This window comes from Gordonia rhizosphera NBRC 16068 (assembly GCF_000298195.1).
Taxonomy (GTDB): domain Bacteria; phylum Actinomycetota; class Actinomycetes; order Mycobacteriales; family Mycobacteriaceae; genus Gordonia; species Gordonia rhizosphera.
This window is the reverse complement of sequence record NZ_BAHC01000227.1, coordinates 1-23,451: the sequence shown is the minus strand read 5'-3', so window position 1 is coordinate 23,451 and position 23,451 is coordinate 1. Positions and strand designations below refer to the sequence as shown.

Below are 23,451 nucleotides of genomic sequence, written 5' to 3'. Positions count from 1 at the left end.
GGCAGACCATCGACCGTTACCGAACGATCGATCGGGTGTCGTGAGTCACAGTACCCGACGGATCTTCAGTGGGTCGCGAGGAACCGGTCCATCGTGCGCTCGGCGAGTGCGGTGATCGTCAATGACGGATTCACCAGGCCCACCGCACCCGGCACGAACGATCCGTCGACGACGTACAGGTTGGGATATCCCAACACCGCGCCATCCATCGCCGCGGCGTGGTTCATCACCACCCCGCCGAGCCCGTGATACGTACTACCCGAACCGAATCCGGCTGCGCGGGAGTAGATCGGGATCCCGGAGGCAACCCGGCCGTGACGCACCTCGGCCCGTTGTCGGAAGAGTTCGGCGAACGTGACACCCCGCTGGTCGAGAGCGTTGCCCTCGGGGAAGGGATAGTTGAGCACCGCGGTGCCCGAGGAGTGGTCGTAGTCGACGGACCCGCGTTCGTCGCTGTGAACCTGGATGAGGTTGGTGGTGGCCGCCTTGCCGAACGGGGCGGGCAGTGGCGTCGAGTGATACACGATCGAGGCAGGCCCACCAGGCAGATCGTCCTCGTAAAGTCGTCCGAAGCCGGGCCCGCCCTGCACGGCACCGTAGTCATCCGACAGCGCCGTGCGGGCGGTCAGGAAGTCGCCGTTGGCGCCGAAACCCTCACCGATCTTTCCCGACAGCCGCGGCAGGTGTCCCTTGGCGCGGGCCTCGACGAGCATGCGGGTGGTGTGGAAGGAACCGGCGGCCATGAACAGGTAGTCGCTCTCGGCGGTCACCATCCGGAGAGTCCGGTACTCCTCGTCGATCTCTCGTGCGGTGACCACGAACCCCGGTTGCCTTGACCGCGGTCTGATCTCGACCACCTCGTGCATCGGCCGGATACTCACGTTGCCAGTGGCCTCGGCGGCGGGCAGATAATTGTGGTCAACGGAGTTCTTGGCCCCGCTGTTGACGCCGAAACCGAGCTCCCCGTTGATGATCGAGGCGACGGCGCGGCCGGCGAGTTCGTCACGGACGATGTCCCAGTCGATCGCGTAGGCGAAGGACACCGGCTCCTTGCCGTAGCGGCGTACCGTGTCGCGCCAGGACCGCGTGCCCACATAGCGCGGGTGGGCCATGATGTCCGGGGGGAGCGGTGAGGCACCCAACATCTGTCGGGCGCGCGGATAGTAGGTGGCGGCGAGTTCGTCGTAGCCGGTGCCGCCCGGGAACACGGCACTGAAGTCCTGTCGACGTGGCACCGGTGTGAACGCCCCGAAGGCGAGCGATCCGCCCCCCACACCCACGCCGTATACCGCGTCGATGCCATTGCCTCGCACCCGGTCGAGAATGCCCGGATAGCGGCCGACCGGAATGCTGATGTCGGCGGTCAACCCCACCGAGCCGCTGAACCAGGCGGCACGACCATCGGGTTTGGTGAACGTGGCAAAGGTGTTGCCGTCGGCGCGGATGGGCCACCGGCGGCCGCGTTCGAACACGGTGGTGGTGTACCCGGCCTGGCCCAATCGGAGGGCGGCGACGGCCCCGCCGAAACCGCTGCCGATGACGATGCCCGTCCTGCCGTCGGCAGGTCTGGCCCCGGCGACCGCGGGCAGGGCGCCGAGGGCACTCATCGCCGAGAGCCCGAGCGTTCCCCGGATCACCGATCTGCGCGACACCACCGGCCGCGTCCGTGTCTGACCAGGCACGCCGACAACGCTACGCGGGACCGGGATCGAATACGGGAGGGTCAGCGAGATCGTGCACACGTTTGACGTTCGCTGTCTGACGACACGAATCAGACCCGCGACCTGTCCGTCGTCGGGTGCCCGGCGTCAATGCGTCGCGAGGAACCGATCCATCATCCGCTCGGCCATCGCCAGGATGGTCAGCGACGGATTGACGAGTCCGACCGCGCCCGGCGCGAAGGAACCGTCGACGACATAGAGGTTGTCGTACCCCAGGACCGTTCCGTCGGGCCTGGCGGCGCGTCCGATCACCACCCCGCCGAGTCCGTGGTACGTGCTGCCCGATCCGAATCCGGATGCCCGGCTGTAGATCGGGATGCCGTTGAGCGGATAGCCGTGGCGTGCCTCGGTCATCTGATGGAAATGTCCGGCGAACGCGGCCGCTCGCCGATCGAGGGTGCTCGTCCCCTCCGGGTGCGGGTAGTTCAGACGCGTTGTGCCTGTTGAGTGCTCGAAATCGATGGTCCCACGTTCATCGGTGTGGACCTGGATGAGGTGGGTCGTCGCCACGGCGCCGAACGGGGCGGGGAACGGGCTGGCCTGATAGACGATCGCGGCCGGTCCGCCGGGTAGGCGATCCTCTCGGAGCCGCCCGTAGCCGGGTCCGCCCTGAACGGTTCCGTAAGGGTCCCGGAGTGCCGTACGCAGAATGACGAAGTCCCCGTTGGCGCCGAAGCCGTCCCCGATCCGGGGCGACAGGTGAGGCAGATGTCCGTGAGCCCGGGCGCGGACGAGTAGTGACGTGGTGTTGTAGGAACCGGCCGCCATGAAGAGGTAGTCGGCCTCGGCGGTCACGATTCGCAGCGTGCGTCTGCTGTCATCGATGAGGCGTGCCCGGACGACGAACCCGCGTCGACGACTGCGGGGCCGGATCTCGAAGACCTCGTGCATCGGCTTGATGGTGACGTGACCGGTCGCCTCGGCGGCGGGAAGGTAATTGTGGTCGACAGACGTTTTCGCGCCGCTGTTCACGCCATAGGACAGATCGCCGATGCTGATGCCGGGTGGTGCCGTGCCTGCGAGTTCTTTGCGGACCAGGGCCCAGTCCACCGAGTAGTCGATGAAACTCGGTTCGGCGCCGTAGCGGGCAACCGTCTTGATCCACGACCGGGCGCCGATGTAGTTCGGGTGGGCGAGGATGTCCGGCGGCAGTGGTGAGGCCCGAATCATCCGTCGGGCCCTCGGGTAGTACGTTCGCGCCAACTCGTCGTAGTCGGTCCCGCCCGGGAACACCAGCTCGAAGTCCGGCTTGTCCGGCTGTGCGGAAAAGGCACCGAAGACCAGCGATCCGCCGCCGACTCCGGCACCGTACACGGCCTCGATCCCGTTGCCGTGCACCTTTTCCAACACACCCGGGTACGGCTCGACCGGCACCTGGAGCAGGCTCGAGATGCCGGCCGTCGGACTGAACCATGCGGCCCGTTTGTCGGGGCGGACGAAGGTCGCGAACGTGTTGCCGTCCGCGCGAATCGGCCAGCGCCGACCGCGTTCGAAGACGGTGGTGCGGATTCCGGCCTGCCCGAGCCGGAGTGCGGCGACCGCGCCGCCGAATCCGCTGCCCACGACGATGGCGGAAACCTGCGACGCGGCCGCGGCGCGGGCCGAGACCGCTGCCACGGCGCCGAGCGCGCCGATCCCCGCAGCCCCCTGCATCAGGGCCCTGCGGGTGATTGGTGTGCGTACCGGCGTCGCGCGGTCCACCCGGGCGATTCTACGAGAATGGGTGGGGATGCGGTAGGGAACGACGGGTGACGGGGGCGCCCGGTTCAGCGCTTGACCCGGACCGACTCCTCGACGAGATCGAGAACCGCGTGCAGATCGTCGGTGGGCTGACCCGACGCGATGCGGGTGATCAGGCCGTCGAGGACCAGATCGAGGTATTTGACGAGGACCTCGATCGGCACGTCGTCGCGCAGGCGGCCGGCCTCACGTCCGCGCTCGAGTCGCCGCAGGGTGGCCTTCTCGACATCGGCCGACCGCGCCAGCCAGGCCGATCGGAACGAGGCGTCGGTGCGCAGTTTCCGGGCGATCTCCAGCCGGGTCCCGAGCCAGTTGAAATCCTGTGGCCGCGCCAGCATGTCGCGCATGACCTGGACGAGACCCTGTTCGGCGGCGACGTCGGCCATCCGTTCGGCATCCTCCTGCGCCAGGGCGAGGAACAGGCCTTCCTTGTCCCGATAGTGATGGAAGATGGCGCCGCGCGACAGCCCGGTCGATTCCTCGATCCGTTTGACCGTCGCACCGTCGTAGCCGAACTCGGCGAAGCAGTGCCGCGCGCCGTCGAGAATCTCTCGACGACGCGCGGCAAGCCGGTCATCGCTGACCTTGGGCACTTCTCGCGCTCCTGATCAGCTCTTGATCATGTTGCGCAGCACGTACTGCAGGATGCCTCCGTTGCGGTAGTAGTCGGCCTCGCCGGGTGTGTCGATGCGGACCTTGGCGTCGAACTCGACGGTCGAGCCGTCCTCCTTGGTCGCGGTGACGTGCACGGTCGACGGAGTCGTCCCGGCGTTGAGCTCCTCGATGCCGCTGATGTCGAAGGTCTCGGTGCCGTCGAGACCCAGCGACTTGTGCGACTCACCGTCGGGGAACTGCAGCGGGATCACGCCCATGCCGATCAGGTTCGAGCGGTGGATGCGCTCGAAGCTCTCGGTGATGACCGCCTTGACGCCCAGCAGGCGGGTGCCCTTGGCCGCCCAGTCACGCGAGGACCCGGTGCCGTACTCCTTGCCACCGAGCACCACCAGCGGGGTGCCGGCCGCGGCGTAGTTCTGCGCGGCGTCGTAGATGAACGACTGCGGGCCACCGTCCTGGGTGAAGTCGCGGGTGTAGCCACCGGTGACATCGACCAGCTGGTTGGCCAGGCGGATGTTGCCGAAGGTCGAGCGGATCATCACCTCGTGGTTGCCGCGGCGGGCACCCAACGAGTTGTAGTCCTTGCGGGCCACACCGTGTGCGTCGAGGTACTGCGCGGCAGGGGTGCCGGGCTTGATCGTCGACGCGGGGGAGATGTGGTCGGTGGTGACCGAGTCGCCCAGCTTGGCGAGCACACGCGCACCCTTGATGTCCGACACGGGAGCCGGCTCGAGCTGCATGCCCTCGAAATACGGAGGCTTGCGCACGTAGGTCGACTCGTCGTCCCACTCGAAGACCTTGCCCGCCGGGGTGGGCAGGTTCTGCCAGCGCTCGTCGCCCTTGAACACGTCGGCGTAGTCGGCGGCGTACTGCTCGGCCGAGATCGACGACGCGATGGTCGCCTGGATCTCCTCGTTGGACGGCCAGATGTCCTTCAGGAAGACGTCGTTGCCGTCACCGTCGGTGCCCAGCGGGTCGGTCTCGAAGTCGAAGTCCATCGTGCCGGCCAGGGCGTAGGCGATGACCAGCGGCGGCGACGCGAGGTAGTTCATCTTCACGTCGGGGTTGATGCGACCCTCGAAGTTGCGGTTACCCGACAGCACCGCGGTGGCGGTCAGGTCGTTGTCGTTGATGGCCTTCGAGATCTCCTCGGGCAGCGGACCCGAGTTGCCGATGCAGGTGGTGCAGCCGTAGCCGACGAGGAAGAAGCCGAGCTTCTCCAGGTAGGGCCACAGACCGGCCTTGTCGTAGTAGCCGGTGACGACCTGCGAACCCGGTGCCATCGAGGTCTTCACCCACGGCTTGGAGGTCAGGCCCTTCTCGACGGCCTTCTTCGCGAGCAGGCCGGCTCCGAGCATCACCGACGGATTCGACGTGTTGGTGCAGCTGGTGATCGACGCGATGGTCACGATGCCGTGGTCGAGGATCATGTCGCCGCGCTCGGCGGAGCTCACCTTGACCGGCTTGGACGGCCGCCCCTGGGCGCCGTTTGCGGCCGAGTGGACCGGCTCGGCGCCGTCGTCGGCGAAGGACAGCGCGGCGGGATCGGACGCCGGGAAGCTCTCCTCGACGGCCTCGTCGACCTTGGTGTGGGCCGGGCTGTTGCCCTCTTCGACGTAGTTGTGGATGTCCTTGCGGAAGGCATTCTTGGCGTCCCAGAGCTCGATGCGGTCCTGGGGGCGCTTCGGGCCGGCGATCGACGGGACGACCGTCGACAGGTCGAGCTCCATGTACTCGGAGTACTGGGCCTCGGCCGCGTCATGCTCCAGCCACATGCCCTGTTCCTTGGCATAGGCCTCGACGAGATCCAAGGTCTCCTGCGAGCGACCGGTCAGCTTCAGGTAGTTGACGGTCTCGTCGTCGATCGGGAACATCGCGCAGGTCGAGCCGAACTCGGGGCTCATGTTGCCGATGGTGGCGCGGTTGGCCAGCGGGACCTCGGCGACACCGTTGCCGTAGAACTCGACGAACTTGCCGACCACGCCGTGCTTGCGCAGCATGTCGGTGATGGTGAGCACGACGTCCGTGGCGGTCACGCCGGGCTTTGCCGCACCGGTCAGCTTGAAGCCGACCACGCGCGGGATCAGCATCGACACGGGCTGGCCGAGCATCGCGGCCTCGGCCTCGATACCGCCGACGCCCCAGCCGAGCACGCCGAGACCGTTCTCCATGGTGGTGTGCGAGTCGGTGCCGATGCAGGTGTCCGGATAGGCGACGCCGTCACGCACCATGATCGAGCGGGCGAGGTGCTCGATGTTCACCTGGTGCACGATGCCGGTGCCCGGCGGGACGACGCGGAAGTCGTCGAATGCGCCCTGACCCCAGCGGAGGAACTTGTAGCGCTCTTCGTTGCGCTGGTATTCGATCTCGACGTTGCGCTCGAAGGCCTGGGCATTGCCGAAGGCCTCGATGATCACCGAGTGGTCGATGACCATCTCGGCGGGTGCCAGCGGGTTGACCTTGTCGGGGTCGCCGCCGAGTTCCTTGACGGCGTCGCGCATCGTCGCGAGGTCGACGATGCAGGGCACACCGGTGAAGTCCTGCATGATCACCCGGGCGGGGGTGAACTGGATCTCGATGCTCGGCTCGGCACTCGGATCCCAACTGGCGATCGCCTCGATGTGCTCGGAGGTGATGTTCGCGCCGTCCTCGGTGCGCAGCAGGTTCTCGGCGAGGACCTTCAGCGCATAGGGGAGTTTCTCGGTGCCCTTGACGGCACTCAGTCGATAGATCTCGTACGAATTGTCACCCACCTCGAGGGTTCCGCGGGCGCCAAAGGAATCGATACTCACGTCTAATCCACTCTCCTCAAATGCCGGGCGGGCTGCGCCGGCCTGCTTCTCACGTTCCGACGGGCTGCGCCGGTGGGGTGTGCAGCGCCTTATCACTGCTGTCGCTGTCGAGGGTCCACCGATCATTGCGAACCCGGACGACCCCTCGATGTTAACAGTACGTTTGTACTGTTAACAATCACCCCCGCGCCGGACATGCGGGGGCGGGCGTCGTGATCCGGACCGCGATTCTCCGGATGTTCTCATTCTGTCGTACGGTGCTGCAGGAGGTTTGACGACCCGTCTGTAGTCAGTGTGAATTTAATGCCCGTGAAACCTCTGCGACGGCGGTTTCCGGCACGGACCGGCCCGGTTGTCGGGCGACGGCGGCGAGTGATGTGAGGATGGGCAGATGAGTCCGGGTGCGACGACGCAGGATCTGCTGGCATTGCCCTCGTCGGCGGCTCCCTCGACGGCGAGCGGTCCGGGTGGCGTCGACATGACAGCACTCCTCGATGACGTCCGCGACGATCATGTGGCAGCGCCGGCCGAGGATGTGCCGGGGTTGCGCGAGGTGGTGGCCGACGCACAAGCGGACGGGTACGACGTCAGCTTCGTGGTGATCCCCAGGGCCCTGCCCAAGTTCACCCAGTACCGCGACATCGCGACCGAGCTGCAGGGAGAGGTCGGTGGGACGGTCATCGTCCTGGGGCCCAACTCGATGGGCAGCGCCTCGCCCGACTTCAGCCGGTTCCAGCAGGAGAAGGCCACCGAGAACGTCAGGCTCGCCAATCCGCCGCAGGCCGCCCGGCAGCTGTGGGATCAGATGACCGCCCCGGCGCTCAACTGGACCGTCATCTCGATCGTCCTGATCCTGGTGGTCGTTGCGGGCGCCGTCGTCGCGCGGCTGGGTTCGAGGCGCCGTGCGGCCCGAGGGGGCGAACCGGGCGCCGACGACGCGTCGACGACTGCCGCCGGTCCGGGCACCCACGATCTCTCCCGCGACCTACCGTGAGCGCGATCCGCGCCCTACTACCTGCATAGCGAGACACGCCGGGATTCCCACGCCCGGCGTGTCTCTTTCGTTGCAAGATCGAGATCTTTCCCACGCCTGGCTTCTTTGGCCTGCTCACGGCATTTTCCCAGGTAATCACGCGAATGTAATTCGTGACTACTGTTTTCCCATGCGTCCGGTGTGACGTACGGTTCTGTTGTCACGAGTGGTGCCCTAGTGGTGGGCGGCATCGTGAGTGATGCATGGTGCGTCGCGCGCGGCGTCGAGAACGACGCGCGCCGGCGTGACGGGTGCGGGTGTGACGGGGCACCTCCGCCGACGACGAGGGAGTTCTGGTGAGCCGAGGAAATACCGCGAAGGCGCGCGGAGGACCGCCGCCGGCACGCCTGTGTGCGCTCGTGGTCATCGTCGTGCTGAGCGCCCTCGGAGCCGGTCAGGCCTGGGGTGCGCCGGGCCGCACGCCGGCCGGGGTGTCCAACCTGATCAACCAGATCGCGAAGGTCAACCAGAACATCGCCGATCTCGACAACGCCGTCGCGGTCCGGCAGGAGAACGTGAACCGCGCGCTCGTCGACTACCAGAACTCGCTCGCCGCGCAACAACTCGCGACCGTGGCGGCCCAGGCGGCGAAGAAGTCGCTCACCGAGGCCGGCCGTCAGGTGACGCAGGCCCAGGTCGCGTTCGACCGGTTCGTCCGCGACGTCTATCGCCAGGGCAGCGCGCAGGGGTCGATGGCGAACTATGTGTCCTCCGACGACCCGCAGGGCGTCCTGGATCGGGTGACCGTCCTCGACCGACTCGGCAAACAGCAGCGCGACACCATCGAGCGTCTCGAGGTGGCCCGCAACCAGAAGGCCAACCGGCTCGCCGCGGTCGAGGCGACCCGTCGTCAGGCCGCCTTCGCCACGAGGAGCGCGGCCACGCGCAAGGACGATGCCCTCGCGGCCGTCGCCGCGGCCCGGTCGGCGGTATCGGCCGAGCAGGACAAACGCTCCGCGCTCATCCGCCAACGGGACGAGGTCCAGGCCAGCCTGGACAAGATCCGCGGGGTGGTACCCAAGAAGCCGGTTGCGGAGACCACGACCACGGTGGGCGACCTGCTGAGCAATCTCTTCCCCGATTCCCCGACCGGCCCGGGAACCACGCCGACCGAGGGCGACAATGCTGCGCTGGCCGTGGCGGCCACCGCGGCGGCCAAGCTCGCGCTCGACGTGGGCCAGAAGGTGCTCGCCGAACTCGTCGGACGGCAGCAGCTGCCGCATTCGCAACTCCTCGATGAACTCGGGGTCGGCGGCTCGGACATGGCAGGCAGCGGTCCGGATTCGCTGAGCTCGGTGTTGAGCACCGGCAGCCTCGGGTCCTTGTTCGGCAGTTCGTCGGGCGGCGGAATGGTACGTCCGGGATTGCGCGGTCCCCAGGCGGTGGAGGTCGTCGTCAACCGTGCGCTGTCGCAGCTCGGGGTGCCCTACGCCTGGGGCGGCGGAGACGCGAACGGTCCCACGCGCGGCATCCGCGACGGCGGCGTCGCCGACAGCTACGGCGACTTCAACAAGGTCGGCTACGACTGCTCGGGTCTGATGATGTACGCGTTCGCCGGGGTGGGCATCGACCTGCCGCACTACACCGGATATCAGTACACCTCCGGGCCGCAGGTCCCGCTGTCGCAGATGCGTCGCGGAGACATGATCTTCTACGGACCCAATGCCAGCCAGCACGTGGCGCTGTACCTCGGCGACAACAAGATGGTGGAGGCCAAGCAGTCGGGCACCGACGTGATGGTCTCGCCGCTGCGGACCGACGGTGCGATGCCCAACGTCGTGCGCCTGCTCTGATCCGCCTCGCGAACCTCTGGTCGGGCGTCGACGAGAATGTCGGCGCCCGACACGGCTGTCAGCGGCGTCCGACCACCGTGGCGGGGTTTGACCGAACGCGACTACGCTGGCAGCCACGTATTGCGCCCATGACAGCGCCACGCGACTCGTCGATGAACAAGGAGTACCCGGTTGACCTCTTCGCATCCCCCTGCCGATCCCGTGCGCGGAGCCGGCCCGGACGGATCGGTCACGTTGTCCGACGCTGATGTCAAGCTGCTGGAACGAGCGATCTACGAGGTGAAACGGGTCATCGTCGGGCAGGATCAGCTCGTCGAACGCATCCTTGTCGGGTTGCTGGCACGCGGACACATCCTGCTCGAGGGCGTGCCGGGTGTGGCCAAGACGCTGGCGGTGGAGACCTTCGCCACGGTGGTGGGGGGATCGTTCTCCCGCGTCCAGTTCACTCCCGACCTGGTGCCCACCGACCTGATCGGTACCCGCATCTACCGCCAGGGACGCGAGGAGTTCGACACCGAACTCGGCCCGGTGGTCGCGAACTTCCTGCTGGCCGACGAGATCAACCGTGCGCCGGCCAAGGTGCAGTCCGCCCTGCTGGAGGTGATGGCCGAGCGCCACGTCTCCATCGGCGGCACCACCTATCCGATGCCCGACCCGTTCCTGGTGATGGCGACCCAGAACCCCATCGAGAACGAGGGCGTCTACCCGCTGCCGGAGGCGCAGCGCGACCGCTTCCTGTTCAAGGTCCTCGTCGACTACCCGTCGGTGGAGGAGGAACGTGAGATCGTCTACCGGATGGGTAACGTCCCGCCGACCGCCTCGCAGGTGCTCGACCCGGCAACCATGATCCGGCTGCAGCGGACCGCGGCCAACGTCTTCGTTCATCACGCGCTCGTTGACTACGTGGTTCGGGTGATCAACGCGACGCGCCGGCCCGGCGAACTCGGTATGTCGGACGTCGCCGCCTGGCTGTCCTACGGCGCGTCGCCGCGCGCCACCCTGGGGATCGTCGCGTCCGCACGGGCGCTGGCACTGGTACGCGGTCGCGATTACGTGATCCCCCAGGACGTGGTCGAGATCATCCCCGACGTGCTGCGCCACCGCCTCGTGCTCAGTTACGACGCGCTGGCCGACGAGGTGGACGCCGATCAGGTGATCACCCGCGTCCTGCAGACCGTGGGTCTGCCGCAGGTCGGCGCCCAGCCGATGGCCGTGGGCGGATATCCGGCACCCGGACAGAGCTTTCCGAACCAGCAGGCGTCGCACCAGAACGTGTCGCCGCAGGCACCGGGCCGGCTCGCCGCGCAGCCCGCACCCACCGGTCAGGAGAACGGTGCTGCGGTGAACCAGGCGGCACCACGGTATGCCGGCCAATAGCGAACTGCCGTCGCTCGGGGCCGGTCTGCTGTCCGAACCGCAGCTGACGGCCGCACTGAAAACGCTGGAACTGAGCGTGCGGCGCAAACTCGACGGCGTGCTGCAGGGCGAACACCTCGGGCTGATCCCCGGACCGGGCTCGGAGCCGGGGGAGGCGCGTGCCTATCAGCCCGGCGACGACATCCGCCGGATGGAATGGTCGGTCACCGCACGGACCACCCAGCCGCATGTCCGGCAGATGGTGGCCGACCGGGAGCTCGAGACGTGGCTGGTGGTCGACGTCTCGGCCAGCCTGGACTTCGGAACGGTCAACTGCACCAAACGCGACCTCGCGGTGGCGGCCGCGGCCGCGATCGTGCACCTGACCTCGGGCGGCGGCAATCGGCACGGCGCGATCGTGGTCACCGGGGATCAGGTGGTCCGCATCCCTGCACGCAGCGGCCGCGCCCACGCCCAGAACCTGCTGAAGGCCATCGCGTCCACGACCCGCGCGGCCACCGGGGTGCGCGGAGACCTGCACGCGGGCATCGAGGCCCTGCGCCGCCCGCAGCGTCGTCGGGGTCTGGCGGTCATCATCAGCGACTTCCTCGGCCCGATCGACTGGGAGCGTTCGTTGCGCGCTATCGGCGCCCATCACGAGCTGCTCGCCGTCGAGGTCCTCGACCCGCGCGACCTCGATCTCCCCGACGTCGGCGAGGTCACCCTGGCCGACGCCGAGTCCGGTGAGATCCGCGAGCTGACCATCACCCCGACGGTGCGTCGCGACTTCGCCGCCGCCGCCCGCGCTCACCAGCTGAAGGTGCATCGCACCGTCCGCAGCTGCGGGGGACCGGTGTTGAGCCTGCGCACCGACCGGGACTGGATCACCGACGTGGTGAAGTTCGTCGCACAACGCCGCCGCGGTCTGGCCGCCGGGGTCGGGTGATCGCGGCGTGTCGAATCTGGCCAGCCCGTGGTGGCTGCTGCTGCTCCTTGTCGTGGCCGCACTCTGCGCCGCCTACATCTACGTCCAGCGCCAGCGGCGCAAACGTGCGCTCACCTTCGCCAACCTCGACCTGCTCAACCGGGTGGCACCACAGCAGCACAGCCGGTGGCGGCATGTGCCGATTGCGCTCCTGCTCGTCTCGCTGACCCTGCTCGTCGTCGGTGTCGCCGCACCGCAGGCCGACCGGCGGGTGCCCCGCAACAAGGCGACGGTGATCCTGGTGATGGACGTGTCGCGGTCGATGAACGCGACCGATGTCCCGCCGACCCGCATCCGGGCCGCGCAGGACGCGGCCAAGAAGTTCGCCGACGAACTCACCGACGGCATCAACCTCGGACTGATCTCGTTCGCGGGCACCGCGGCCACCCTCGTGTCGCCGACTCCGGATCACAACGCGACCAAACAGGCCGTCGACAAGCTGCGCCTCGACGACAAGACCGCCACCGGTGAGGGCATCTTCGCCGCGATCCAGCAGATCAAGACGCTCAACGCGGTCCTCGGCGGCGACGCCGCGGCGCCGCCGGCCCGGATCGTGTTGCTCTCCGACGGCAAGGAGACCGTCCCCGACAACCCGGACGATCCGCGCGGGGCGTTCACTGCGGCTCGCAAGGCCAAGGAGGAGAAGATCCCGATCTCGACGATCTCCTTCGGCACCATGAACGGCACCGTCGACCTCGAGGGCGATCTGGTGCCGGTGCCCGTCGACGACGAGTCCCTGCGCAAGATCGCGAATCTGTCCGGCGGACAGTTCTTCACCGCGGCCAGCCTCGACGAGCTCAACAAGGTCTACGAGACGCTTCAGCAGCAGATCGGGTACGAGAAACGTCGCGGGGACAATTCCCGTCCGTGGCTCATCGTCGGTACCTTGTTAGCGCTGCTCTCGGCGTTCGCCGCACTGGCCATCAACCGGCGGCTGCCCTGACAGCAACCCCACAGACGACGACGGATAGGTTGTCCACCATGGCAGACAGCAACGAAGCTCAGCAGGTGTCGCGATCGGTTCTGGTGACCGGCGGCAACCGCGGGATCGGCCTCGCGGTCGCCCGCCGCCTGGCGGCCGACGGACACAAGGTCGCGGTCACCCACCGCGGATCGGGGGCTCCCGACGGTCTGTTCGGCGTCAAGTGCGACGTCACCGACAACGAGTCGGTCGAGCGCGCCTTCGACGAGGTCGCCGCCCATCAGGGGCCGGTCGAGGTCCTCGTCGCCAACGCCGGCATCACCGACAACATGCTGCTCATGCGCCTGTCGGAGGAGTCCTTCGCAAAGGTCGTCGACGCCAATCTCACCGGTGCCTTCCGCTGCGCCAAACGCGCCACCAAGGGGATGCAGCGCGCCAAGTGGGGTCGGATGATCTTCCTCGGTTCGGTGGTCGCGATGTCCGGTGTGCCGGGGCAGGCGAACTACGCCGCGTCGAAGGCCGGTCTGATCGGCCTCGCGCGCTCGATCGCCCGGGAACTCGGCTCCCGCAACATCACCGCCAACGTGGTCGCGCCCGGCTTCATCGACACCGACATGACCGCCGAGATGGAAGACAAATACATCGAGATGGCCAAGCAGGCGATCCCGCTCGGCCGGACCGGCAAACCGGAGGACGTCGCCGCGGCGATCAGCTTCCTTGCCTCCGACCAGGCGGCCTACATCACCGGCGCGGTCCTGCCGGTCGACGGCGGCATGGGTATGGGCCACTGATCACCGGACCGACATCCGAGGAACATTCGAGCTTGAGGAGCTGACAGCGTGACCGGAATTCTCGACGGCAAGACGGTGGTCGTCACCGGCATCATCACCGATGCCTCGATCGCCTTCCACACCGCGAAGATCGCCCAGGAACAGGGCGCCAAGGTGATCATCACCGGCATCCCGGATCGGCTGCGGCTGATCGACCGGATTGCCAAGCGCCTGCCGGCCGAGGTGCCGCCGGCCATCCCGCTCGATGTCACCGACGAGGAGTACCTCGGTGCGCTGGCCGACAAGTTGCGCGAACTCGCACCCGAGGGCGTCGACGGCCTCGTCCATTCGATCGCCTTCGCGCCGCGCACGCTGATGGGCCCCGACGCGCTGCCGTTCCTCGAGGGCCCGGGCCCGGATGTGGCCAAGTCGTTCGAGATCTCGGCCTGGAGCTACGCGTCCCTGGCCCGGGCGGTGCTGCCGGTCATGAACGAGGGCGGCTCGATCGTCGGCATGGACTTCGACCCCCGCACCGCGATGCCCGACTACAACTGGATGGGCGTGGCCAAGGCGGCGCTGGAGTCGGTGAACCGGTATGTGGCGCGCGAGGTCGGCTACGCCAAGAAGATCCGGTCGAATCTGGTCGCCGCCGGTCCGATCAAGACCCTGGCCGCCAAGGCGATCGCCGGGACCGCCACCGACGACGCCAAGAAGCTGAACATGCTCAACACCTATTGGGACGGGGCGTCGCCGATCGGGTGGAACGTCGACGACCCGACCGTGGTCGGCACCAGCGTGTGCACTCTGCTGTCGGACTGGCTGCCCGGCACCACCGGCTCGATCGTCTACGTCGACGGCGGCGCGAGCCACAACACCTGGTTCCCGGAGAACTTCATCGACCAGTGAGCACTACGGCGCAGCGATTCGACGCCCTGCTGTTCCTGTCCTTCGGCGGACCGGACGGACCCGAGGACGTGATGCCGTTCCTGGAGAACGTCACGCGTGGTCGGGGAGTGCCGCCCGAACGCCTGGAGGCGGTCGCACAGCACTATCTGCACTTCGGTGGCGTGTCGCCGATCAATCGCCTGAACCTGGAGATGATCGACTCGCTGCGGTCTGCGCTCGCACATCGCGTCCGTGATCTCCCGGTCTATTTCGGGAACCGCAACTGGCATCCGATGGTCTCCGACACCCTCGCGCAGATGTATCGCGAAGGGCATCGTCGGATCCTGGTGTTTCCCACCTCGGCGTGGGCGGGATACTCGGGGTGTCGGCAGTATCACGAGGACATCGCCCGGGCCGTGGCCGCGCTCGCGGAAGCCGAACCCACGAGCGTGGGCGATCCCGTGTTGCTGCGCAAGCTGCCCCAGTACTGGGATGAACCGGCATTCGTGGCCGCGGGAGCCGACGCAGTGCGACGTGCACAGGCATCCCTGCCGAACGGATCGAGTGTGCCACGGCTGGTGTTCACGGCACATTCGGTGCCGCTCTCTGCCGATCGGGCTGCCGGCCCGGCCGCGGACGGCGGTGGCCTGTACTCGAAGCAGGTCCATGCGGCGGCGGCGGCTGTCGCCGCGGCGGCCGGGTTCGAGCAGTTCGATCAGGTGTGGCAGTCCCGATCGGGCCCGCCCCAGGTACCGTGGCTCGAACCGGACATCTGCGATCACCTGGAATCGATTGCCACACAAGGTGTTCGGCAGGTCATCGTGGCCCCGGTCGGTTTCGTGTCCGACCATCTCGAGGTGATCTGGGATCTCGACAACGAAGCCGCCGAGACGGCCGCTCGACTCGGCATGGACTTCGTCCGCGCCGATACCGTCGGCACCGACCATGCGTTCGTCGAGATGATTGTCGACCTCATCGACCGTTACGTCGACGGTGACGGTGACCTGTCGGCGATGGGCTGCGGCGACAACGGTCAGACGTGCCGCCCCGACTGCTGCATCCCCGCGCGGCCGCAGTCACGACCCCGGCGTTGACCGAGACGCAGCACCTCGACAACCACACGCAGAACTCGCACATACACGCAAAGCTTTGCGTGTATGTGCGAGTTCTGCGTGCAGATTCGCCCGGGTCTACCTCAGCGGGTGGCGGGGAGGTACTCGCGGATGACGTGGTCGACCGCGGCGGCCCGTGCCGTGCGGGCGCGGGCGGCAAGCCCGCGCAGACGTGCATCGCCGGTCTCCACATGCCGCGCGGTGCTCCCGAATGTCGGCGCTTGGGCACCGGCGAGCGTGATGATCGCCTCCACCTGCGCAGCGGAGTCGATCACGCGGGTGGCCCGCGGGTCGTCGTGCGGCGGCAGGATCACACGATGACGGGTGGTCAGCGCGGCGACCGCGCTCCGCAACTGCGTCGGGGTCAGGCGTGAATCACTCGCACCGAGATCGCCGATGATCGTGGCGGTCTCGCGGATCGCCTCGCGCAGATCGTATTCCACCTGACCGAGCGGATCGGGCCCCACGATCGGGACGGGCGTCCGAAAACGGTGCAGCGTCCATCGGCACATCCCCTCGGCGAGGGTCGGGACCAATCCGATGGTCGTATCGCCGCCGGCATAGTCGTGGACCAGGAGGATCTCGCCCGCGGCGAGGGCGGCGGCCGTTGCCGGGTCGGGCGGCAGCCCGCGAGGGTCGCCCGCGGTGGGCAGGCGTACCTCGAGTGTGCCGGCGCGGCGCAGGATCGCCAGCAGGCCCAACCGCGCATCGTCGGGGAGATCGGCGTCCAGCGCCGCTGTGGCATCGACGAGATCATGCCGCGATGCGAACTCCGCCAGGGTGTCGGTGACGTCGTCCGGGGCGCACCGTCCACCCAGCCACGCCGAGGCCCATGCGCCCAGCGCGCAGCCCGGCCACGCGGGCGGGCCGGAGACTGTGAGATCGGTGCTGGTCATGGTGATAACACGATAGGCGAGCGGACCGGATTACGGGAAACACGGCGTGGCTGTCCACATATGACCCCACGCCGTCCTACGGTGACTGACCGTGAGCGATGACCTATCTCGACAAACTCGATACGGCGGCTACGGGGGAGACGTGCTGGCGAACCCTCGGCGTACCACACCGCGTGCAACCGAAGTGGCCGCCGAGCGCGATCTCGTCGTCGAGGACGCGGCGTCCGGATTCTGTGGTGCCGTCGTGGGTTTGGAGAAGAGTTACGCCGGTGATCTCGTGCGGCTCGAGGACCGCCGCGGCCAGACACGGGTGTTCCTCATGCATCCGGCGGCGTTTCTCATCGACGGCAAGCCGGTGACCCTGGTCCGGCCACGCGGTCGTGGACCCCAGGCCCGGACCACCACGGCGTCGGGTTCCCGGCTGGCCCCCCAGACGCGTGCCCGCACGGCGCGTGCCAGCCGGATCTTCGTCGAGGGCGTGCACGACGCGACACTGCTCGAACGGGTGTGGGGCGCCGATCTGCGTGCCGAGGGTGTGGTCGTGGAGAGCCTGGACGGCCTGGACAATCTCGATGCGGCGCTTGCCGAGTTCGGGCCGGCCAACAACCGGCGGGCCGGAATCCTGGTCGATCACCTGGTCGCCGGGTCCAAGGAGATGCGCCTCACCGACCAGGTGGGCGAGCATGTGCTGGTCTGTGGACACCCCTACATCGATGTGTGGGAGGCGGTGAAACCGGCATCCGTGAAAATCCCCGCCTGGCCGACGATCCCGCGCGGCACCGACTGGAAGACCGGGGTATGTCGCGAATTGCGTTGGGGCACACCCCGGGATGGCTGGCGGCGGGTCTTGGCAGGGGTTCGGGACTTCCGAGACCTGGAGACCGACCTGTTGCGATCGGTGGAGGAACTCATCGACTTCGTCACGGCCGCCGTCGACGACCGGTGATCACGCAGCGTGTTCTGGCACACTGGAAACATGACCGCTTTGCTGTGGCTCGGCGCCGCGATCGCCCTGGTCATCGCCGAGATGTTCGTGGGCGATCTGGTGTTGCTGATGTTGGGTGGGGGTGCGCTGGCGGCCGCGGCCACCGACGCGGTGTTCTCGCCCCCGCTGTGGGTCGACGGCGTGGTGTTCGCGGTGGTGTCGGTGTTGCTGGTGGCCGGGGTCCGGCCGATCGCCCGTCGTCACATGCTCAACCGGCCGATCGTGCTCACCAACACCGAGGCGCTCGAGGGACAGCACGCGCTCGTCACCGAACGGGTGGACGAGCGCGACGGTCGGGTCAAGATCGGTGGCGACGTCTGGTCGGCACGCGCGCTGAACCCCGGTGAAGTGATCGAGGCCGGCGCCGAGGTGACCGTCGTGCAGATCGACGGTGCCACCGCCGTGGTGTGGAAAGGATGACGATGGACACCATGTCGTACGTCGGTCTCGGCGTAATCCTCCTACTTGTGCTGCTGGTCGTGGTGGTACTGGTCAAGTCGGTGGCGCTGATCCCGCAGGCGGAGGCGGCTGTCATCGAACGACTCGGGCGCTACACCCGGACGGTGTCGGGTCAGCTCACCCTGCTGCTGCCGTTCATCGACCGGATCCGTGCCCGCGTCGACATCCGCGAGCGGGTGGTCTCGTTTCCGCCGCAACCGGTGATCACCGAGGACAATCTGACGCTCTCGATCGACACCGTCGTCTACTTCCAGGTGACCAACCCGCGCTCGGCGGTCTACGAGATCAACGACTACATCGCGGGTGTGGAGCAGTTGACGATCACCACGCTGCGCAACGTCGTCGGCGGGATGACGCTGGAGGAGACCCTCACGTCGCGCGACTCGATCAACAAACAGCTGCGCGGCGTCCTCGACGAGGCGACCGGTCGCTGGGGCCTGCGGGTGTCGCGGGTCGAGCTCAAGAGCATCATGCCGCCACCATCGATCCAGGAATCGATGGAGAAGCAGATGAAGGCCGACCGCGAGAAGCGGGCGACCATCCTGGCCGCCGAGGGCCAGCGCGAGTCGGCGATCAAGACCGCCGAGGGCAACAAGCAGAGTCAGATCCTCGCCGCCGAGGGCGCGAAACAGGCCGCCATCCTCGGCGCCGAGGCCGACCGGCAGTCGCGCATCCTGCGGGCGCAGGGTGATCGCGCCAGCGCATACCTGCGGGCGCAGGGCGAGGCCAAGGCCATCGAGAAGACCTTCGCCGCCATCAAGTCGAGCAAGCCGACCCCCGAGTTGCTGGCCTACCAATACCTGCAGCAGCTTCCCGAGATGGCCAAGGGCCAGGGCAGCAAGGTGTGGGTGGTTCCGTCGGATTTCGGTTCGGCGCTGCAGAGCTTCGCGAAGTCCTTCGGTGTTCAGGGCGACGACGGTGTCTTCCGCTACGAACCCACCGACGACACCCCGACCGAGGTGGACGAGGATGAGATCACCGACTGGTTCTCCCTGGCGTCGGATCCGAAGGTCGCGCAGGCCGTCGCGGAGGCGGAGGCCGTCGCGCGCAAGCCGGTGGCGCCCGAGCTCGGGTCTGCGCGGTCCCTGCAGATGCGGCAGGCCCAGATGCAGGCCGACGAGGCCGTCACCCCGACGGACCCGCCTCAGTAGATTCGACCGCAGTGGATCCGACCGGCGTCCGTCAGCGGCGGTCGGGCACCGGTAGCCGGGCGTCGAGGACGAGACCGATGATGCCGAGGGCGAACAGGGCACCGCTGAGCGCCAGCATCAACGGGTTGCGCTGGCCGGTCAGCGCGTCGCCGAGGAACACGACCGCAGCGGTGCCCGGCGCCATGCCGATCACGCTCGCGACCAGGTACGGGAGCGTGCGCACCGACGACAAGCCCGAACAATAGTTGGCGACCGAGAACGGGCAGGCGGCGATCAGGCGCAGCGAACCGACCGCCAGCCAGCCACGGTGGCTCAGGCGATACTCCACCGCGGCGACCACCGGCTTCTTCAGATAGGGCCGTACCTTCTCCCGGCCCAGGGCCCGCACCAGCCAGAACGACAGCAGGGCCGCCGTCGTCGACGCGATCATCGCGCCGGTGAAGCCGACGACCGGCCCGAACAGGATCCCGGAGGTGACCGTGAAGGTGGTGCGCGGGATGGGTGCGATGGTCACCACCGCGTATGCCGCGAAGAACACGACGACGAACGCCGAACCGAACTGCTCGCCCCAGGTGCGGAGACCCGCCACCGATGGCAGCGGGATCACATAGGACCCGACGAGGACCACGGCCACGACCACCGACAGGATCACCGCACTGCGGATCGCGCGGGGATCGATCCTGCGCCGTCCGGTCGGCGACGGATCCGGTGCACCAGCGGCCTGCGTCGACACGGCAGGCGGGGTGGGGGACTCGAACGGCACCCGCGCCAGTCTACTGGGCGCCTGTACGTGGTATCCGTCACGATCCGACCTGGATGTGGGGGCCGAGCGAGCGTTCGGCTAAAGTCAACTACGCGCTCGACCCGAGCAACACGGAGGTGTGACACCCCATGCCGCAGACCCCTGCGTCGAATCCCGATCGGTCCGACCGGTCGCTCGAAGAGGCCTATCAGGCCTGGTCGGAGGCCGCTGCCGCGGTCCTGGCGAAGTCTCGCCGAACCACCGTCGAAGACCTGCCTGCTTCGGCGGAGGAGCTGCTGTCGACCAGCACACTCGACGGACTGCGCGTCCGTCCGCTCTACACGCGTAAGGACGAGTCGTCCGAGCCCGGACTCCCGGGCGGCTTCCCGTTCGTCCGCGGCGCCGACCCCGATCGGGACGTGACACTCGGCTGGCGGGTGACCGAACGCTTCGGCGACGACGCCACCCCGGCCGCCGACCTCAACCGCGGCATCCTCGATGCGCTGACCAACGGCGCGAGCGGCCTGTGGCTGTCGGTCGGCTCGACCGTCGCACCCGCGGATCTCTCCGACGTGCTGGCCGGTGTCTATCTCGACCTCATCCCGGTCACTCTCGACGCCGGCGCGGACGGGATCGCCGCCGCCCGCGCGCTGCTCGCCGTGCACGAGACCGCGCTCGCCGCGCCGCAGGCCGCCACGGCCACCGCCGCGACGCTCACCTCCCTCGGCTTCTCACCGCTCACCGCGGCCTTCTCCGGACGGCCGACGGTCGATGCGGCCGAGGCCACCGCGCTCGCCACCAGCGTCCCGGCCGGTGTCCGTGCCTTCCGGGTCGACGGCACCGACTTCGCCACCGCCGGCGCCGACAACGCCCTCGAACTCGCGCTGCTGATCGCCGCTGCGGTGACGCACCTGCGCGACCTGACCGAGGCGGGGCTGTCTGCCGCCGATGCGCTGCGCCAGATCACCTTCGCCGTCTCCGCCGACGACGACCAGTTCGCGACCATCGCCAAGTTCCGCGCGCTGCGCAAGATCTGGGCCCGGGTCGCCGAGGTCGTCGGTGCGCCCGACAGCGGTGCCGCGCTGACGCACGCGGTGACCGATCTGTCCATGCAGAGCCAGCGCGATCCGTGGGTGAACATGCTCCGCACGACAGTCGCCGCCTTCGGGGCGGGCGTCGGTGGCGCCGATCAGGTCACCGTCCTCGGTTTCGACGCCGCGATCCCCTCCGACCGGCGCACGTCGAGCGCGGCGTTCTCACGCCGCATCGCCCGCAACACCCAGCTGTTGCTGCTCGAGGAGTCCAACATCGGTCGTGTTCTGGACCCGGCCGGCGGATCGTGGTTCGTCGAATCGCTCACCGACGACCTGGCCTCCTCGGCCTGGGCCACCTTCGGTGAGATCGAGGCCGCGGGCGGGTACCGGGCGGCACTGGGCTCGGGCCTGATCGCCGACAAGGTGGCCGGGGCGCTCGCGGCGCGCGACGACTCGGTCGCGCACCGCAAGACCGCGGTGACCGGCGTCAACGAGTTCCCGAACCTGGACGAGAAGCCCCTCGGCGCGGGGATCGCCGACACCACCGACGTACCGCTCGGCGCGCCGAAGCTCGCGCGCGTGGCTCGGGCGTACGAGGAACTGCGCGACCGGTCCGACGCGGTGCTCGCCGACACCGGGCGACGGCCCAGTGTGCTGTTGCTCCCGCTGGGATCGGTGGCCGAACACAACGCGCGCACCACCTTCGTTGCGAATCTTCTTGCCGCGGGTGGTATCTCGGCCATCAACCCCGGACCGGTGACGGCCGAGACGATCGCGGCGGCAGTGGCCGACGCGGCGACCCCGATCGCAGTCATCTGCGGGACCAAACAACGTTACGCCGACGACGGGCCGGCGGCCCTGGCCGCGGCCCGGGCGGCCGGACTCGACACCATCCTGCTCGCCGGCCCGGACAAGGAATGGCCCGACGCCGAGGATCGTCCCGACGGTTCGCTGCGAGTCGGTATCGATGCCATCGCCACCCTGCGTGACCTTTTCGAGAAGCTGACCCACGACGTGGCGGGAGCGCGATCATGACCCAGACGGAACCGACCCGGACCGAGGCCTCCGGCGGCGCCATCCCCACCTTCGTCGGCGTCGAACTCGACTCGACGACTGCTGTGGCGGCACCGACCGCCGAGGCCGCCATCGAGCACATCGCGCAGACGCAGGGTCACAGCGTCGACGAGATCACCTGGTCCACCCCGGAGCAGATCGACGTCCGACCCATCTACACGCGCGCCGACCGGGACGCGGTGTCCGCCGGTGGCGAGCATCCCTACCCGCTGGACTCCATTCCGGGCGAGGCGCCGTTCATCCGCGGCCCATACCCGACCATGTACGTCAACCAGCCGTGGACGATCCGCCAGTACGCGGGCTTCTCCACCGCCGCGGAGTCCAACGCCTTCTACCGCCGCAACCTGGCCGCCGGCCAGAAGGGTCTGTCGGTGGCCTTCGACCTGGCCACCCACCGTGGTTACGACTCCGACCATCCGCGCGTCGCCGGAGACGTCGGCATGGCCGGTGTGGCCATCGACTCGATCCTCGACATGCGACAGCTTTTCGACGGCATCGACCTCGGATCGGTGTCGGTCTCGATGACCATGAACGGCGCGGTGCTGCCGATCCTCGCGCTCTACGTCGTCGCCGCCGAGGAGCAGGGCGTGGCGCCGGAGAAGCTGGCCGGGACCATCCAGAACGACATCCTCAAAGAGTTCATGGTCCGCAACACCTACATCTATCCGCCGAAGCCCTCGATGCGGATCATCTCGGACATCTTCTCCTACACCAGCACGAAGATGCCGAAGTTCAACTCGATCTCGATCTCGGGCTACCACATCCAGGAGGCCGGGGCGACCGCCGACCTCGAGTTGGCCTACACGCTGGCCGACGGTGTCGAGTACATCCGCGCCGGACTCGAGGCCGGGCTCGACATCGACAAGTTCGCGCCGCGGCTCTCGTTCTTCTGGGGCATCGGCATGAACTTCTTCATGGAGGTCGCCAAGCTGCGCGCGGCGCGGCTGCTGTGGAGCGAACTGGTCGCCCAATTCGACCCGAAGAACCCGAAATCGCTGTCGCTGCGAACACACTCGCAGACGTCGGGATGGTCGTTGACCGCACAGGACGTGTTCAACAACGTCGCCCGCACCTGCGTGGAGGCGATGGCTGCGACGCAGGGTCACACGCAGTCGCTGCACACCAACGCTCTCGACGAGGCGATCGCGCTCCCCACGGACTTCTCCGCCCGGATCGCGCGCAACACCCAGTTGCTGCTGCAGCAGGAGTCCGGCACGACCCGGCCGATCGACCCCTGGGCCGGCTCGAACTACGTCGAGTGGCTGACCCACCAGCTCGCCCAGAAGGCCCGCGAGCACATCGCCGAGGTCGAGGAGGCCGGCGGCATGACGCAGGCCATCAACGAGGGTCTGCCCAAGCTGCGCATCGAGGAGGCCGCCGCCCGCA

The 23,451-nt window shown here is 68.1% G+C and carries 19 protein-coding genes; 13 read left to right on the top strand and 6 right to left on the bottom strand.

Features of this window, described 5'->3' with window-relative positions; all coding sequences use genetic code 11:
* Positions 1-65: 65 nt before the first annotated feature.
* The 4 genes from GORHZ_RS27010 to GORHZ_RS26995 all read right to left on the bottom strand — a co-directional run bounded on the left by GORHZ_RS27010 (position 66) and on the right by GORHZ_RS26995 (position 6,868).
* A complete protein-coding gene (locus GORHZ_RS27010) occupies positions 66-1,607 on the bottom strand; it encodes a GMC oxidoreductase (protein WP_083877456.1) in 1,542 nt (513 codons plus the stop codon).
* Between the two features lie 201 nt (positions 1,608-1,808).
* The gene (locus GORHZ_RS27005) at positions 1,809-3,374 is read right to left on the bottom strand and encodes a GMC oxidoreductase (RefSeq protein ID WP_051999104.1); all 1,566 of its coding nucleotides are present in this window, start codon (positions 3,372-3,374) and stop codon (positions 1,809-1,811) included.
* Between the two features lie 113 nt (positions 3,375-3,487).
* Positions 3,488-4,054: a TetR/AcrR family transcriptional regulator gene (locus GORHZ_RS27000; protein WP_006338841.1), complete on the bottom strand. Its 567-nt coding sequence runs from the start codon at positions 4,052-4,054 to the stop codon at positions 3,488-3,490.
* A 15-nt stretch (positions 4,055-4,069) separates the two neighbouring features.
* Positions 4,070-6,868: an aconitate hydratase gene (locus tag GORHZ_RS26995; protein ID WP_006338840.1), complete on the bottom strand. Its 2,799-nt coding sequence runs from the start codon at positions 6,866-6,868 to the stop codon at positions 4,070-4,072.
* A 391-nt stretch (positions 6,869-7,259) separates the two neighbouring features.
* On the opposite strand from GORHZ_RS26995, the gene GORHZ_RS26990 reads away from it, so the two are divergent.
* The 8 genes from GORHZ_RS26990 (at position 7,260) to GORHZ_RS26955 (ending at position 15,706) form a co-directional block, all read left to right on the top strand.
* Positions 7,260-7,862, top strand: a complete 603-nt coding sequence (locus GORHZ_RS26990; protein ID WP_006338838.1) for an Rv1476 family membrane protein — start codon at positions 7,260-7,262, stop codon at positions 7,860-7,862.
* Positions 7,863-8,197: 335 nt separating this feature from the next.
* Positions 8,198-9,694, top strand: coding sequence for an NlpC/P60 family protein (locus GORHZ_RS26985; protein WP_373279637.1), 1,497 nt, complete (start codon positions 8,198-8,200; stop codon positions 9,692-9,694).
* A 171-nt stretch (positions 9,695-9,865) separates the two neighbouring features.
* Entirely contained in the window at positions 9,866-11,071 is a 1,206-nt protein-coding gene (locus GORHZ_RS26980; protein ID WP_006338834.1) for an AAA family ATPase, read from the top strand.
* Positions 11,058-11,996, top strand: a complete 939-nt coding sequence (locus tag GORHZ_RS26975; protein WP_006338833.1) for a DUF58 domain-containing protein — start codon at positions 11,058-11,060, stop codon at positions 11,994-11,996. Before GORHZ_RS26980 ends, GORHZ_RS26975 begins: the two co-directional genes overlap by 14 nt.
* Positions 11,997-12,003: 7 nt before the next feature.
* On the top strand, positions 12,004-12,978 hold the full coding sequence (locus GORHZ_RS26970; RefSeq protein WP_006338832.1) for a VWA domain-containing protein: 975 nt from the start codon (positions 12,004-12,006) through the stop codon (positions 12,976-12,978).
* 38 nt (positions 12,979-13,016) lie between these two features.
* Positions 13,017-13,748, top strand: a complete 732-nt coding sequence (gene fabG1, locus GORHZ_RS26965) for a 3-oxoacyl-ACP reductase FabG1 (protein ID WP_006338831.1) — start codon at positions 13,017-13,019, stop codon at positions 13,746-13,748.
* Between the two features lie 48 nt (positions 13,749-13,796).
* Positions 13,797-14,633, top strand: a complete 837-nt coding sequence (inhA, locus tag GORHZ_RS26960) for an NADH-dependent enoyl-ACP reductase InhA (RefSeq protein ID WP_006338830.1) — start codon at positions 13,797-13,799, stop codon at positions 14,631-14,633.
* A complete protein-coding gene (locus GORHZ_RS26955; RefSeq protein WP_006338829.1) occupies positions 14,630-15,706 on the top strand; it encodes a ferrochelatase in 1,077 nt (358 codons plus the stop codon). The genes inhA and GORHZ_RS26955 overlap by 4 nt, the downstream gene beginning before the upstream one ends.
* 101 nt (positions 15,707-15,807) lie before the next feature.
* Here GORHZ_RS26955 and GORHZ_RS26950 read toward each other — a convergent pair whose 3' ends face one another.
* Positions 15,808-16,620 (bottom strand): Rv1486c family protein, encoded by an 813-nt coding sequence (locus GORHZ_RS26950; protein ID WP_006338827.1) that lies wholly within the window; start codon positions 16,618-16,620, stop codon positions 15,808-15,810.
* A gap of 91 nt (positions 16,621-16,711) precedes the next feature.
* Between GORHZ_RS26950 and GORHZ_RS26945 the strand changes: the two genes are divergently transcribed.
* The 3 genes from GORHZ_RS26945 to GORHZ_RS26935 are packed head-to-tail and all read left to right on the top strand — an operon-like array spanning position 16,712 to position 19,215.
* Positions 16,712-17,566 (top strand): DUF3097 domain-containing protein, encoded by an 855-nt coding sequence (locus GORHZ_RS26945; RefSeq protein ID WP_051999102.1) that lies wholly within the window; start codon positions 16,712-16,714, stop codon positions 17,564-17,566.
* Positions 17,567-17,596: 30 nt separating this feature from the next.
* Positions 17,597-18,025 (top strand): NfeD family protein, encoded by a 429-nt coding sequence (locus GORHZ_RS26940; protein ID WP_006338824.1) that lies wholly within the window; start codon positions 17,597-17,599, stop codon positions 18,023-18,025.
* 2 nt (positions 18,026-18,027) lie between these two features.
* Positions 18,028-19,215: an SPFH domain-containing protein gene (locus GORHZ_RS26935; RefSeq protein ID WP_006338820.1), complete on the top strand. Its 1,188-nt coding sequence runs from the start codon at positions 18,028-18,030 to the stop codon at positions 19,213-19,215.
* 31 nt (positions 19,216-19,246) lie between these two features.
* Here the strand turns inward: GORHZ_RS26935 and GORHZ_RS26930 are convergent, their stop codons facing one another.
* The gene (locus GORHZ_RS26930) at positions 19,247-19,978 is read right to left on the bottom strand and encodes a TVP38/TMEM64 family protein (RefSeq protein WP_006338818.1); all 732 of its coding nucleotides are present in this window, start codon (positions 19,976-19,978) and stop codon (positions 19,247-19,249) included.
* A gap of 128 nt (positions 19,979-20,106) precedes the next feature.
* Between GORHZ_RS26930 and GORHZ_RS26925 the strand changes: the two genes are divergently transcribed.
* Entirely contained in the window at positions 20,107-22,026 is a 1,920-nt protein-coding gene (locus tag GORHZ_RS26925) for a methylmalonyl-CoA mutase family protein (RefSeq protein WP_006338816.1), read from the top strand.
* The coding region (locus GORHZ_RS26920) for a methylmalonyl-CoA mutase family protein (protein WP_006338806.1) at positions 22,023-23,451 on the top strand (1,429 nt) is incomplete at its 3' end. The genes GORHZ_RS26925 and GORHZ_RS26920, both read left to right, overlap by 4 nt.

Excerpts from the sequence above, each read along its gene's own strand:
- GORHZ_RS27010 (WP_083877456.1), bottom strand. The coding sequence starts at position 1,607 with ATGAGTGCCCTCGGCGCCCTGCCCGCGGTCGCCGGGGCCAGACCTGCC.
- GORHZ_RS27005 (WP_051999104.1), bottom strand. The coding sequence starts at position 3,374 with ATGCAGGGGGCTGCGGGGATCGGCGCGCTCGGCGCCGTGGCAGCGGTC.
- GORHZ_RS26990 (WP_006338838.1), top strand. The coding sequence starts at position 7,260 with ATGAGTCCGGGTGCGACGACGCAGGATCTGCTGGCATTGCCCTCGTCG.
- GORHZ_RS26975 (WP_006338833.1), top strand. The coding sequence starts at position 11,058 with ATGCCGGCCAATAGCGAACTGCCGTCGCTCGGGGCCGGTCTGCTGTCC.
- fabG1 (WP_006338831.1), top strand. The coding sequence starts at position 13,017 with ATGGCAGACAGCAACGAAGCTCAGCAGGTGTCGCGATCGGTTCTGGTG.
- GORHZ_RS26950 (WP_006338827.1), bottom strand. The coding sequence starts at position 16,620 with ATGACCAGCACCGATCTCACAGTCTCCGGCCCGCCCGCGTGGCCGGGC.
- GORHZ_RS26940 (WP_006338824.1), top strand. The coding sequence starts at position 17,597 with ATGACCGCTTTGCTGTGGCTCGGCGCCGCGATCGCCCTGGTCATCGCC.
- GORHZ_RS26935 (WP_006338820.1), top strand. The coding sequence starts at position 18,028 with ATGGACACCATGTCGTACGTCGGTCTCGGCGTAATCCTCCTACTTGTG.
- GORHZ_RS26925 (WP_006338816.1), top strand. The coding sequence starts at position 20,107 with ATGCCGCAGACCCCTGCGTCGAATCCCGATCGGTCCGACCGGTCGCTC.